The 13,183-nt window shown below is 58.9% G+C and carries 12 protein-coding genes; 6 read left to right on the forward strand and 6 right to left on the reverse strand.

The features are described 5' to 3' along the window. Positions 1–45 precede the first annotated feature (45 nt). On the reverse strand, positions 46–237 hold the full coding sequence (locus J7447_RS05585) for a hypothetical protein (protein WP_145903400.1): 192 nt from the start codon (positions 235–237) through the stop codon (positions 46–48). A gap of 96 nt (positions 238–333) precedes the next feature. Between J7447_RS05585 and J7447_RS05590 the strand changes: the two genes are divergently transcribed. The 4 genes from J7447_RS05590 (at position 334) to J7447_RS05605 (ending at position 3,828) form a co-directional block, all read left to right on the forward strand. Further along, the gene (locus tag J7447_RS05590) at positions 334–1,275 is read left to right on the forward strand and encodes a LysR family transcriptional regulator (protein ID WP_209169030.1); all 942 of its coding nucleotides are present in this window, start codon (positions 334–336) and stop codon (positions 1,273–1,275) included. A 71-nt stretch (positions 1,276–1,346) separates the two neighbouring features. Further along, a complete protein-coding gene (locus J7447_RS05595) occupies positions 1,347–2,117 on the forward strand; it encodes a phosphatidylserine decarboxylase (protein ID WP_353653743.1) in 771 nt (256 codons plus the stop codon). Positions 2,118–2,124: 7 nt separating this feature from the next. Further along, entirely contained in the window at positions 2,125–2,997 is an 873-nt protein-coding gene (locus J7447_RS05600) for a phosphatidylcholine/phosphatidylserine synthase (RefSeq protein ID WP_062489071.1), read from the forward strand. Between the two features lie 81 nt (positions 2,998–3,078). Further along, positions 3,079–3,828: an SDR family oxidoreductase gene (locus J7447_RS05605; protein WP_286188938.1), complete on the forward strand. Its 750-nt coding sequence runs from the start codon at positions 3,079–3,081 to the stop codon at positions 3,826–3,828. Positions 3,829–3,925: 97 nt separating this feature from the next. Here J7447_RS05605 and J7447_RS05610 read toward each other — a convergent pair whose 3' ends face one another. From J7447_RS05610 to J7447_RS05625, 4 genes are all read right to left on the reverse strand, one after another. Further along, complete coding sequence (locus J7447_RS05610) at positions 3,926–4,879, reverse strand: helix-turn-helix domain-containing GNAT family N-acetyltransferase (protein ID WP_055653607.1); 954 nt, start codon at positions 4,877–4,879, stop codon at positions 3,926–3,928. Positions 4,880–5,033: 154 nt separating this feature from the next. Beyond that, the gene (locus J7447_RS05615) at positions 5,034–8,597 is read right to left on the reverse strand and encodes an efflux RND transporter permease subunit (RefSeq protein WP_209169032.1); all 3,564 of its coding nucleotides are present in this window, start codon (positions 8,595–8,597) and stop codon (positions 5,034–5,036) included. Next, positions 8,594–9,697 (reverse strand): efflux RND transporter periplasmic adaptor subunit, encoded by a 1,104-nt coding sequence (locus J7447_RS05620; protein ID WP_023003939.1) that lies wholly within the window; start codon positions 9,695–9,697, stop codon positions 8,594–8,596. Before J7447_RS05620 ends, J7447_RS05615 begins: the two co-directional genes overlap by 4 nt. 27 nt (positions 9,698–9,724) lie before the next feature. After that, entirely contained in the window at positions 9,725–10,282 is a 558-nt protein-coding gene (locus J7447_RS05625; RefSeq protein WP_023003940.1) for a helix-turn-helix transcriptional regulator, read from the reverse strand. A 307-nt stretch (positions 10,283–10,589) separates the two neighbouring features. Here J7447_RS05625 and J7447_RS05630 point away from each other — a divergent pair, with 307 nt between their 5' ends. Beyond that, complete coding sequence (locus tag J7447_RS05630) at positions 10,590–10,976, forward strand: hypothetical protein (RefSeq protein WP_209169033.1); 387 nt, start codon at positions 10,590–10,592, stop codon at positions 10,974–10,976. Positions 10,977–11,536: 560 nt separating this feature from the next. Continuing rightward, on the forward strand, positions 11,537–11,941 hold the full coding sequence (locus J7447_RS05635; protein ID WP_209169034.1) for a hypothetical protein: 405 nt from the start codon (positions 11,537–11,539) through the stop codon (positions 11,939–11,941). An 11-nt stretch (positions 11,942–11,952) separates the two neighbouring features. Here the strand turns inward: J7447_RS05635 and pcaF are convergent, their stop codons facing one another. After that, a complete protein-coding gene (gene pcaF, locus J7447_RS05640) occupies positions 11,953–13,155 on the reverse strand; it encodes a 3-oxoadipyl-CoA thiolase (RefSeq protein WP_209169035.1) in 1,203 nt (400 codons plus the stop codon). Between the last annotated feature and the right edge of the window lie 28 nt (positions 13,156–13,183).

Below are 13,183 nucleotides of genomic sequence, written 5' to 3' on the forward strand. Positions count from 1 at the left end.
CCACCGGTCTTCCTCTATGAAAAAGAGGCAGAAACTTGCCGGAGGTCAGGCCGCACGAATTGATTGCGGTGCCTGATCATTGTCGCAGGCCACATGGCCTGTTGTCGGCACATTGGTGTTTGGGGCAGCTTCACCCCTTTTGAACAACAGTCTTGAAAGTGCCTTGGCAAGGCGGCGCAGTTCCTGGTGGCGGGAAGCGCGGGCGCGGGCTTCGTAGTCGTCTCCTGTATGTGTCATGGTGCTCTCCATCGCTTGGGATGAGCATTTGTCTCATATTGCGTTCCTTCGAAGAATGAGGCTAGTGTAGAATTAATTCTTCGAAAGATTGGAACAATGAGACTGGAAGACCTGCAGTTTTTTGTCCGCATCGCGGAACTGGGCAGCATGGCTGCTGCCGGCCGGGAAATCGGCTTGTCGCCTTCAGCTGCCAGCACGCGGTTGACCGGCCTTGAGAAGTCCTTCGGATCCCAGCTTTTTGCCCGCACCACCAGACGCACGATGTTGACGGAAGCCGGCCGTGTTTTGCTGCAACACGCGCGCACTGCAGTTGGTGAGATCGAACAGGCCCGCTCGATCCTGGAAGCCTCCACAGAAGCGCCGCGCGGCTCGCTTCGGTTTTCCTGCAACACATTCTTCGGAAGAAAGCACATTCTGCCGTATCTGGTGGAGTTCCGCGAACTCTACCCGGATATCAGGCTGGAAATGGACTTTTCCGACAGGATCGTGGACGTGATCGAGGAAGGCTATGACATGGCGGTGAGGGGAGCGCCACTGACCGATTCCTCTCTGCTGGCCCGCAAGCTGGGCGGCAATCCAAGGGCCCTGTGTGCATCACCGGCCTACCTTGCTCGCAAGGGCGTACCCCATACACCGGAAGACCTTGCCAACCACGACTGCATCGCCATGGCCTCCATGCCGTTCTGGTATTTCAACGGGCCGGAGGGAGAGGTCGCCTTCGAAATCCAGAAGCCGGTCATCAAGGGTGATAGCGGCGACCTGACTTACGACGCCGCGCTTCACGGCCTTGGCCTCAGTCTGAAGTCACTGGCACATGTCTGGGAAGACCTGCGCGACGGGCGTCTGGTCGCCGTCATGGAAGACTATACGATTGCCCGCACCGGGGCGATCTGGGCCGTTTATCCGCCAAGCCAGTTCGTTCCGCCCAAGGTGACCGCCTTTGTCGATTTCCTGATTTCAAAGTACGGTCGACCGCCCTACTGGGAGAGCGACTATCGGACGGCTTCCACTGGCTCAAGTGGGTCGCAAACCGTGTGATTTTCATGAAAAGCAGGTTCTCTTTGCCTTGAAAAGCCACTAGAAGCGGGGCAGAAGCTAAAGCGCAACGGGTGCGTTCAGTCCCGGGCCGGGAATACGCCTGCCGCCAGGCAGCAATGGAAAGCGAAGAAAAGAAGATGTCGATAGTCGATTCCGTCTCCAAGGCCATGGTGCCGATCCATCGTGAAGGCTGGCCCTTCATCGCGATTGCTCTGGTGGCGACGCTCGTTATCGGCTGGTTCATCGATCCGCTGTTCTGGATCGGCCTCTTCCTCACGGGGTGGGTCTGTTATTTCTTCCGCGATCCCAAGCGTGTGACGCCTGTCGGCGAAGGGCTGGTGATTTCTCCGGCAGATGGTGTCGTCAGCCTAGTTGGCCTGGCACGCCCGCCTGCTGAGCTGGAACTCGGCGCTGAACCGCTGATGCGGGTCTCCATCTTCATGAACGTGTTCAACTGCCATGTGAACCGGGCACCTGTTGGCGGGCGCATAGAGCGCGTCGCCTACCGTGCCGGCAAGTTTCTGAACGCGGAACTGGACAAGGCCAGTGAAGACAACGAGCGCAACGGACTGGTCATCGATACCGGCAACGGCCGGATCGGTGTCGTGCAGATCGCCGGTCTTGTTGCCCGCCGTATTGTCTGCTTCGTTCGTGAAGGAGAAAATCTCTCTGCTGGCGAGCGCTTTGGTCTGATTCGTTTCGGTTCGCGTCTTGATGTCTATTTTCCGGTCGGAACCCAGCCAAAGGTTGCCCTCGGCCAGACCATGATTGCCGGCGAGACCGTGCTGGCCGATCTGTCGGCACCGCAAAGCCCGGCTCAGTCCCTGACCCGTGTAAGCTGAGGCCACCGTGAACGAGACGCCCGATCAAGGACCGGCCGACACCCGCAGAACACCGCGCTTCCGGCGCGTACCCTTGCGCCTGATCATTCCGAACATGGTGACGTTGCTGGCGCTGTGCTCCGGTCTGACGGCTGTGCGCATGGCCTTCGAAGGCCGCTGGGAATTCGCGGTCGGTGCCGTTCTCGTGGCAGCCGTGCTGGACGGGCTCGATGGCCGTGTCGCCCGCATGATGAAGGGAACGTCGCGTTTCGGTGCGGAACTGGATTCCCTCTCGGATTTTGTCAATTTCGGCGTCACGCCGGCCTTGATGCTCTATCTCTGGATCCTCAAGGATGCAGGCAACATGGGGTGGATCGCAGGCCTTATCTTCGCGATTTCCGCCGCACTTCGTCTGGCGCGTTTCAATGTGGCCCTGGACGATCCGAACAAGCCTGCCTGGGCGTCACGTTTCTTCACAGGCGTGCCTGCACCGGCCGGAGCACTGACCGTGCTCCTGCCGCTTTATCTCGATTTTCTCGGCCTGTTTCCGCACTGGTTCGCAGATTCAGCTTTTGTTGCAGCCTATACGATCGGAGTTGCCTTCCTGCTGATCAGCCGTTTGCCGACCTATTCCGGCAAGACGCTGGGCACGAGGGTGCGCCGCGACTTTGTATTGCCGTTATTCCTGGTTGCGGTTCTGGTGGTGGCGCTGACCGTTTCCTATCCCTTCCGGATGTTGGCGGGAGGAGCGGTCCTTTACCTGCTGACCATTCCGTTGTCCTGGCGTGCGCACAGGAAGCTGGTGCTCGCAGACGCCTCGCTGGGCCTCGATGACGACGGTGACGAATGCGATACAGATCTCGACAATATCGCGGACAGGGACAAGGACCACGGCGGCTGACGCGCGCCTGATCGCAAATCGGGTTTCAGCAGGCGCTTTTCTGGTTCAATTAGGCCTCCTCGACAAATGAGGAGCCTTCTCATGCTTGATGGAAAGACAATTCTGATCACCGGTGCCAGCAGTGGCATCGGAGCGGCTGCTGCGCGTCTTCTGGCTGACACCGGTGCGAACCTGATGCTGGCTGCCCGACGGGAAGACCGACTGAAAGAGCTGCGGTCGTCATTGCCCCATGCATCCAACCGGATCGCACTGTTCGTTGGCGACGTCTGCGATACCACATTTTCCGAAGCTTCCGTGAAAGCGACCCTCGACGCCTTTGGTGGCCTCGATGGTGCCTTCAATAATGCAGGCACCCTTGGAGAGATGGGGCCGGTGCCGGACATGAGCATGGAAACCTGGAACCATGTTGTCGCCACCAATCTCAACAGCGCCTTTCTCGCGGCCAAATACCAGATCCCGGCCATGCGCGAACGGGGAGGCGGGTCGATTGTGTTCACCTCGTCGTTCGTTGGCCATACCATCGGTTTTCCGGGCATGGCCGCCTATGCGGCTGCGAAGGCGGGGCTTGTCGGCCTGACACAGGTTCTGGCCGTGGAACACGGACCGGAAAACATCCGGGTCAATGCGCTTCTACCTGGTGGCACGAAGACCGAGATGGGGGGCGATGACCCGGCATTCCGCGAGTATATCGCCGGCCTCCACGCGTTGAAGCGAATGGCCGAACCCCAAGAGATCGCCAAGGCGGCTGCATTTCTGCTGTCCGACGCCAGTTCTTTCGTCACCGGTTCCGCCATGCTCTGTGATGGCGGGAACTCCATCTCCAAGGGATGAGTCAACACAGGAACGGTTCTGGCGAAGACCCGAACCGTTCCTTTTGGGCTGAAAGGCTGATATGGCCCGGTGATAGGGGGCCTGCGGGGCTGCGAATTTATTTCGGGCGAATTCTTATGAATTTCTGTTCCGTGACGGCCTTGCCCCACTGGTCGCCGACATATTCCTCCGCAAGGGTGAACCCGTTTCTTTCGTAGAGCACGCGTGCGGCTTCAAGCCCCTTGAGCGTCCAGAGGTGGATTTCATCGAACCCAAGCGCATCCGAGTGTTCCAGGGCTTTCTGGAGCAGCACTTTTCCCAGTCCTTTGCCTCGCAGGCGTTCGGACAGAATGAACCAGCGCAAATGTGCGATGTTGTTGCCAAGGTCTTCGCCATCGATGGTGATCGATCCGATAACGGCCCCGTTTTCGAGCACGCTCCAGCTGTTGTTCATCGGTTTGCCGATGCGCGGCATGAATTCGGCCATGGCGTTTGAGACCACACTTTCAAAGGTTGGCCCCATACCGACGATGTGGCCGTGAGTGCGGGCATGCATTCCGGCAATGTCGCCGATCATTCCGGTTTGATAACCTTCAGCGACCGTGAATTGTGGCTGGTAATCTGCCGGCGTTTCCTGCGGCATGGCGAGCGCTTCCGCATAGGCGGACATGGCATCGCAAATCTCTTGTGCCTTGTCCCCGTTGATCCGTTTGAGCGCCCTTCGGGCAAGGGCGTCGCCAAAGTTGTCGATCTTCGCAAAGGTGGCCTTACCGGTTTCGGTCAAAGTCAGTCCGAATGATCGGCCATCGCTCTCAGACCGGGTTTGCGTGATTTCCCCGCGGGCCTCGAGTGACTTCAACAAACGGCTGATGGTCGATTTCTCGAGCTTCAGTCTCGTCGAGATTTCCTTGGCCGTAATGCCAGGGTTCAAACCGATTTCCATCATTGCGTGGACACCTGAACCGGACAGATCCGTACCGGCGATGGTCTTGTCAAGAAAGCCGAATTCCCGGACCAGTTGGCGGGACGCTGCACGGATATCGTTGACGAGGGAGGGAGAATGCTGGGACATGCAAAAGCCTGTATAGTTGTATATTGCAACTATATTGATTGATGGGCCGCAATTCAAGGGGCAGTGGTTGGAATTCGGGTGAAGACACGCTGCGTGTTGCAAACAAAAAAGGCCGCCGGAAACCGGCGGCCTTTTTGCTTGGAGGTGCTTAGGATCACTCTGCCGCGTGCGGCAGTTCCTCCTGCGGGGGGATTTTCGGTTGCGACGGCTTCGGCATGGAAACCACTTTTGCAGCTGGGCGCTGTTCGGGCTGATCGCCAAGAGCCACAGGTTCCGGAGTTACCACCTCGGTGGCAGTACCTGGCTTGCGCCGTACGGTGGACACCACCTTCCAGAAGGTGCTTGACCATACACTGGGCAACGCGATCATGACCGGGATCATCAGCAGCGTCAGCAAGGTGGAGAAAGCAAGGCCGGATATGACCGCCGTTGCCAGCTGCACCCACCAGACCGCCGTGATGCCGCCATAGGTGATCACCTGATTGAAGAAATCGAAGTTGATCATGGTGGCCATGGGCACCAGGCCGGCGATGGTCGTGATGGTGGTCAGCAGGATCGGCCGGATACGCTGAGCGGATGTTTTCAGGATCGCGTCCAGCGGGGGAAGGCCGTCATGAAGGAACCTGTTGTAGGTATCGATCAGAACGATGGCATTGTTGACCACAATCCCGGCAAGAGCCACCACCCCGGTCCCGGTCATGATGATCGAGAACGGCTGATTGGTGACGAGCATTCCGAGCAGCACCCCGAACACTGACAGAACCACCGTCGAGAGCGTCAGGATCGTCTGGTAGAACGAGTTGAACTGGGTCAGCAGGATCAGGAACATCAGGAACAGCGATGCCACCATCGCCTTCATCAGGAACTCGCCTGACTCCTGCTGGTCCTCATCCGCGCCGCGGAATTTCAGAAACACGTTGGCAGGCCATTCCTGCGTATCCAGCCACTTCTGAAGAGCTGCAACCTGTTCTGTCGGCGTGGAACCGCTTTCCGGATTGACCGCCGCCTTTACGAACATGGAATAGAGCCCGTCACGACGCACGATTTCCGACACCTTCTGGGCCGGTTCGCGGCTGACGAAGTTTGCCAGCGGCACCAATCCAAGCGAGGTCTGCAGCCGCAGCTGGTCGAACCGGTCGATGGTCCGCTCGTTCTCCGGCAGGCGCACGCGAATGTCCACCTCGTCCTCGCTGTCTCCGGGACGATAGGTACCGATCAGAACACCGTTGGTGACCAGCTGGACCATGTTGCCAACGGAAGCGATACTTGCCTGGTAGCGGCCGGCCTGTTCCCGATCGATGGAGATCTGCCATTCGATGCCGGGCAGGGGACGGTCGTCCTCCTGGTTCATCAGTGTGTCCATGCCGTTGATGTGCTCGCGAACGCGGGCGACAGCAGCAACCATGTCGTTGTAATCGGTGGACTTGATCTCCAGCTGAACGTCCTTGCCCGTTGGCGGACCGCCTTCGATCTTGCGGGTCTCCACCTTGATGCCGGGGATGTCACTGGTCGCGTTACGGATGTCGGCGAAGATCTCCTTCGCCACCCGGCGGCAGCAGAAGTCTGCAAGCTCGATATTGATCTCGCCCATCACGTCGGCAGGCTTGTCCTGGACGTCGCCGACGGAGGGGCCGCCGGACGAACCGCCGGGTGTGAACGCGTTGGTGATGACATTGTCGACGCCCGGAATGGACATGATCCTGTCTTCAACCTGCACAACGAGATCGCGCGCTTCCGAGGCAGACATGTTGCCACGGCCGGAGACAAGAACCACCGCCTGTTCCGGTTCTTCATCGATGAAGAACTGCACGCCGGTCGGGTTCGCCATGAACGCGCCGACGATCGCAAAGCAACTGCCGATCAGCAGCACGATGGCGGCGATGTTGCCGATCGGGTTGCCTGCAAACATCTTCAGGATGCGAACATAGATGCCGGTGAACCCGCTTACTTTCTTGACATCGAAAGCTTCAGAGCCGGAAAGGGCGGCAGCTTCCGCACGTTCCTTTTCGGCCCTCTTGGCAGCTCGTGCCTGAGACCAGCGCACAAACGGACGCAGCAGCTTGTAGGAAACAAAGCCGACAAGGACGAGGGCCACCAGGCCGCACAGGATGGCGATACCGGTTGCAGCCACCGCTGGCACGACGCCTTCGAGAGCCATAGGTACGAACGGGCCGAATCCGACAATGACGGCGGCCAGAACGCCAAATGTCAGCGCCAGAAGTCCAGCGGCATATCTGTTCAGGAAATGCGAGACCTGGGCCAGGATGCCCCCTGTCACCGGCAGGAACACCATGGCGGTGAACAGCGAGGCGGTCAGGACGATGATCACCATGATCGGCAGGTAGCTCATGAACTCGCCGGCAACACCCGGCCACAGCAGCATGGGCAGGAACGCTACCAGCGTGGTGGCCGTCGAGGAGACGATCGGCCAGAACATCAGCTTCGCGGCGCGGATATAGGCCTCGCGGTCTTCCATGCCTTCCTGGATCTTGCGGTCGGCATATTCGGTCATCACGATGGCACCGTCGACCAGCAGGCCAACGGTCAGAACGAGGCCGAACATGACCATGTTGTTGACCGTGTAGCCAACGCCGCCAAGGATCAGGAAGCCAACCATGAAGGAGGTCGGGATCGCCAGACCGACGAGCAGCGCGGAGCGCATGCCAAGCGCCGCCAGAACAAGGATCATCACCAGGAAGATCGCCGTCAGGATCGACGATTGCAGCGAGCCGAGCACTTCGAAGATGTTGTTGGACTGGTCGAGCATCATGTCGACACGAACGGTTTCCGGCCAGTCCTTGGAGGCATGTTCGACAACTTCACGGACTGCCGCGTTGTTCTCGATGATGTTGGTGCCGATACGCTTGACGACCTGAAGAGCAATTGCCCGGTTGCCGTTGACGCGTGTGTAGGCGTTGGGATCCTTGAAGGTGCGCCGGATCTCGGCGACATCTGCAAGGGTCACGACACCTTCACCGCTCTGTTTCAGCGGCAGCGTGTAGACATCCTCTGCGGTCTCGACGAGACCGGGCACCTTAACGTTGAAGCGACCCTTGCCGCCGTCGATAAAGCCCGCAGGAACAAGCTGGTTGTTGAGCTGCAGCGAGTTGAGGAGCTCCTGCTGGGTGATCGAGTAGGATTCCAGTTTCTGGGTGTCGATCAGGACTTCCAGCAGCTCTTCGCGGTGCCCGGTCAGATCCGCCGACCGGACGGTGTCGATAGCCTCGATCTCGTCCTTGAGACGCCGGGCGTGCTTGTACAGCGTGCGCTCCGGCACGTTGCCCGACAAGGCGATGATCATGGTCGGCGCAAGTGCGAAGTTCATTTCCGTGATCGTCGGCTCTTCAGCCTCGTCCGGCAGCTTGCTCTTGGCCTGGTCGACCTTGTCGCGCACGTCCGCCAGCGCCTCGTCCTTGTTGAACGAGATGTCGAACTCCAGCACGATGCCGGCATGACTTTCCGACGCGATCGCGGTGATTTCCTTCAACCCGTCAAGGCCGCGCAATTCCGTTTCCATCGGTCGCACGAGCAGGCGCTCGGAGTCTTCCGGAGAAATGCCCTGCTGGGTGATCGAAATGTAGAAGATCGGCAGATCGATGTCCGGGCTGGCTTCTTTCGGGATCGAGATATAGGTGGCGACACCGGCAACGATCAGCGCCAGCATCATCACGAATACCGTCTTGGGGCGCCGAAGGACGCCTTCAAGCATGTCTATCATTGACTCACCTCTGCCGTCTCAAAGACCGGTTGCACGAGTTCTCCATCCGAGACGTATTCCTGCCCCACGGTGATGGCGACGACTTCGTCGGGAAGACCGCCGATCCACATTCCGTCCTGTTCTCCACCCAGCACCTTGACGGGGTAGAAGACAGTCTTGTTGTTTTCATCGACTGCACGAATGCCGACCTGGCCGGCGTCGTTCAACGTCAGAATTGCTGGCGAAATCTTATGTGCTTTCTCCGCAGCCAGCTCCAGTTTGGTGACTGCCGTCACGCCGTCCCTGGCCTTGCCGTCGGGATTGGGAAGCTCGATCTCGATACGGAAGGTTTTCGTGTCCGGATTTGCCGTCGGCGAGATGTAACGCACCTTGCCGTTGAGCGATTCACCCGTCACGAGCGTGACCGTTGCCGGCATGTCCAGCGAGATTTCGGAGATATTCAGTTCCGACACTTCGCCGATGGCAATCATCGGATCCGCATCAACCACCGTCGCGCAGATGCCGCCTTGTTCAAGCTGTGCGCCGATTTCAGCCATGGGGCTCTGGATGACACCAGCAATCGGCGAGCGGATAACAGTGTGTTCCAGCTCCTGCTCGGCCTCAATCAGGCGTGCCTTTGCAGCATCTAGCTGGGCCTGCAGGGCAGCCACACGGGTTTGAGCGGTAAAGCCCTTGCTGTTCAACTGAGTTGCTGCCTCATGGTCCAGTTGCGCCTGAGCCAGGGCAGCTTTGGCTTCCAGAATGCGTGACTGCCGCGATCCCTTGTCGAGAACACAAAGCACATCGCCGGCGGCGACATGCGCGCCTTCCTGCGCCGGGCGCTCCACCACATCATCGGTTGTCTTGGATCTGACAGCCACCGTGGCTTCGGCTTCGGTGCGCCCGCGCACTTCCAGAACGGCTCGACGGTCTTGCGCCACAAGACGTTCCACCTGAACACGGAAGGTCTCCGTGGACGCCTGGCTGACCCTGAGCGCCGGGGGCGGGGTGGCATGTTCGCTGTCGCCGACACCACCGATCACCATCGTGCCGCTATACATCCAGAAACCGATACCGGCCGCGATGCCGGTCGCCAGGAGGTAGGAAAACTTCACTCGCATTGTCTAAAGCTCCGAAACGTCTTGCGCTTACTCTGCGGCTGCCGCAACCGGCTGCGCCGCTTCTTCAGCAATCCTGATCAGTGCCTCGCCATGTTCTTCCAGATAGGCGAGGGTGAAATTCATGCAGGCAATGCCGTATTCACGGGTCCAGTTGGACCCGGGGTGCGAACATTCCTGGTCTTTTTCGTTGTCTGTCAGCAGGCGCAACTCAGCGTGCACCTGCGCCTTGCGCCGTTCGACCGCGCGGCGGATGACCTCGGGAGGCAGTTGCGCGGCGTTGAGGGCGATCAGCAAAAAGGGTGATTTGAAAGTGTCCGGCGCCTGTGGATCGCACAGGGACTGGATGAAGTCTTCCCGGCCGGCATCGGTGATGGAATAGACCTTGCGGGCAGGTTTGCCTGCCTGCGGCTCCTCGCGCACGGTTACCAGCCCTTCCGATTCCAGACGCGCCAGCGCCGGATAGATAGAGCCGAAGCTCGCATCATCGAAATAGCTGAACCGGCCTTCGGTCGACTCCTTCCGGATTTCGTATCCGGTGGCATCCCCGAAAGAAAGGATTGCGAGGCAGAGACTGCGTACACTCATTGACAACTCCGTGCCTGGGAGCGTCCTCCCGGCATGACGGTCTTCATACGAGCCCGGTTGCGATCCGGATGACGCTATAGGCATCGTAAGAAGTGTCATATGTTGGTTCGATATATCGAACAAATATATGCTCACGCATTTGTAATCAAGAGTGCGCTGCACAAATCTTGCGTCGAAGATGAATAAACTATGAGCTGATCTTCAAAATGATCTTAATCGGTCTATTTGACAGGTTGTTGGCAGGTATCGATCGGCGCTAGGCTGATCATGCATCGCAACAGCAATCGCAGAGCGAGGAGTGCGCGCCATGGCATTGTCGATGAAGGGGCCGGTTCGCTTGAAGCTTCCGAGAGATCCCTTGTTTCGTCTGCTTGCAGTCAACGGCCTGGCGGGAACGGCAATTGCCGGCCTCGTGCTCGGTGGCATTTTCCTCGGCAATATCGGTAATCTGAGAGTGCTTGTCATGTCGGCAGAGGACCCGGTGCTGCCGGTCATCATGCTGGCATTCGGCCTGTTCATCACCCTCGGATCCGTGGTCATGGGCTCAGCCATCATGCTGTTGGGTGAAACCGGCCGAAGCGGAAAAGGCGGAGGTGGGGCCGCAAGGCACAGACTGCCGATATCTTTCACCGGGCAAATGAAACCGGTGCCGGTTCCAGCCAGAGCAAATCGCGGGCACGATCTGCGCCGGTGAACCTTATCGGTCAGTGCGGCACCTTGCGTAAACGGTCAATGAGCGAGTTGCTGGTAAACTGACTTGGCCTTGGCGGAAGTCGAGGGCTGTGGCCCCAAATCAGCAAACAAGGTCATGGCCGCAGCTGCTAAAAGTAGCAGCAATCCCAGGGATGAGAGCCTCATCTCACCGGTCCTTTCGATCATGACGTCCTCCGTTTTGATGCCGCGCTTATACAGTCCCAGGATCTAAAGTCCCGGTAATACCGCATGTAAAATTTTACGTACCTGCAAATACCTACAGGCAAATCTGACAGTGCCCCATTTTCGGTGCCGGGAAGGGGCGGCCAGGTCATGTAGCTGAAGGACTGTCAGTACGTCCGCAGTGGTTCGTTCCAGGATCGGGAAGCGAAGAAGGGTACGTCTCCGAACAACGCAGACCGCTGTTAACCATGGCGTTCGAAAAAAAGGGAGAACTGCAAGGACAGGTTGCAGATCTTCCACGCGCCCTGTACGACCAATGGTAGTTTAACGTTTTGTTAATTATTCATTGGGGTTGCAATGCGATTTCTTTTGAGAAACTTGCACGTTTTTGTTTTTGTTAGCCTTTCAGCGTCAGCCGCCTTTTGGGTTGCTAGCCATTCCGACCAGGCGGTAGAGGTTGCGCAGCCACTGGTCGAAGACGCGGTCGAACTTCATGTGATGGCGGAAAATGCCCTGCGCGAGATCGGTCAACTGGACCTGGAAAAAGCGGCAGATGAGGCGATTTCCTACTATGTCGCGACGCTGCGCATGCCCAGCCTGCTCTTCGAAAGGCTGTCGGATGAACTGGGCGAAGTCAGCGACACGATGGAAAAGAGGGTGCAGTCAGGGCCTTTTCCTCAGACAGCAACACCTGCCGCAAAAGACCGGCCGGTGCCGGTGGGGACTGGCCCGAGCCGGTATTGGCGCACAGGTGAAGACCGGTACGCCAAACTGTCGATCTGATCAGAAACGCCTCACGCTGATGCCAGAGCCAGCGCTATACCCTGGCCGACACCGATGCACATGGTGGCAAGCGCCAGGTTTCCATCCCGTTTTTTCAGTTCCAGGGCTGCTGTTCCCGTGATTCTGGCGCCAGACATCCCCAACGGATGGCCGAGTGCAATCGCACCGCCGTTCGGATTGAGGATTTCACTGTCTTCGGGCAGGCCAAGGTCTCGCATGACCGCAATGCCCTGGGCGGCGAAAGCTTCGTTGAGTTCGATCACGTCGAATTCCGGCAGCGCGATTCCGAGGCGCGCGCAGAGCTTGCGTGTCGCCGGCGCGGGGCCAATGCCCATGATCCGCGGCGGAACGCCGGCGGTGGCTCCGCCGACGACGCGGGCGATCGGCGTGAGATTGTGCTTGGCCACCGCAGCTTCCGACGCGATCAGCAAAGCCGCAGCACCGTCGTTGACACCGGACGCGTTGCCGGCGGTCACCGAACCATTTTCACGGAACGGTGTCTTGAGCGCCGAAAGGGCCTCCAGCGTTGTGTTCCTGGGGTGTTCGTCCTTGTCCACCAGAATAGGGTCGCCCTTGCGCTGGGGGATCATCACGGGAACGATTTCTTCGGCGAACCGACCGGATTGCTGAGCGGCGGCGGCTCGCTGCTGGCTGCGCAGCGCGAAGGCATCCTGGTCCTGTCGCGAGATCTGGAATTGTTCGGCAACGTTTTCCGCCGTTTCCGGCATGGAATCGATACCATATTGGCGTTTGAGAAGCGGATTGACGAAGCGCCAGCCGATTGTCGTGTCGAAGATTTCAGCCGAGCGGGAAAAGGCGGTGTCTGCCTTTGGCATGACAAAAGGTGCGCGGGACATGCTTTCTACGCCGCCAGCGATGGCCAGATCGATTTCGCCGGCCTTGATCGCCCTGGCCGCAGTCATCACGGCATCCATTCCCGAACCACAAAGCCGATTGAGCGTCAGACCGGGAACTGTATCCGGCAGGCCCGCCAACAGTGCCGACATGCGCGCGACGTTTCGGTTGTCTTCACCGGCCTGGTTGGCACAGCCATAAAAGACGTCATCTACCTCGGCCCAGTCCGTGTCCGGATTGCGCTCCATGAGGGCGCTGATGGGGATCGCACCTAGATCGTCAGCGCGGACAGAGGACAGCATGCCGCCATAGCGTCCGATGGGGGTGCGGACATAATCGCAAATGAAGACATGATGCATGAGCGTTTTCCTCTCCGTCGCGTGGCGT

Source organism: Labrenzia sp. R5_0, from assembly GCF_017743835.1.
In the GTDB taxonomy this organism is placed as follows: domain Bacteria; phylum Pseudomonadota; class Alphaproteobacteria; order Rhizobiales; family Stappiaceae; genus Roseibium; species Roseibium algicola.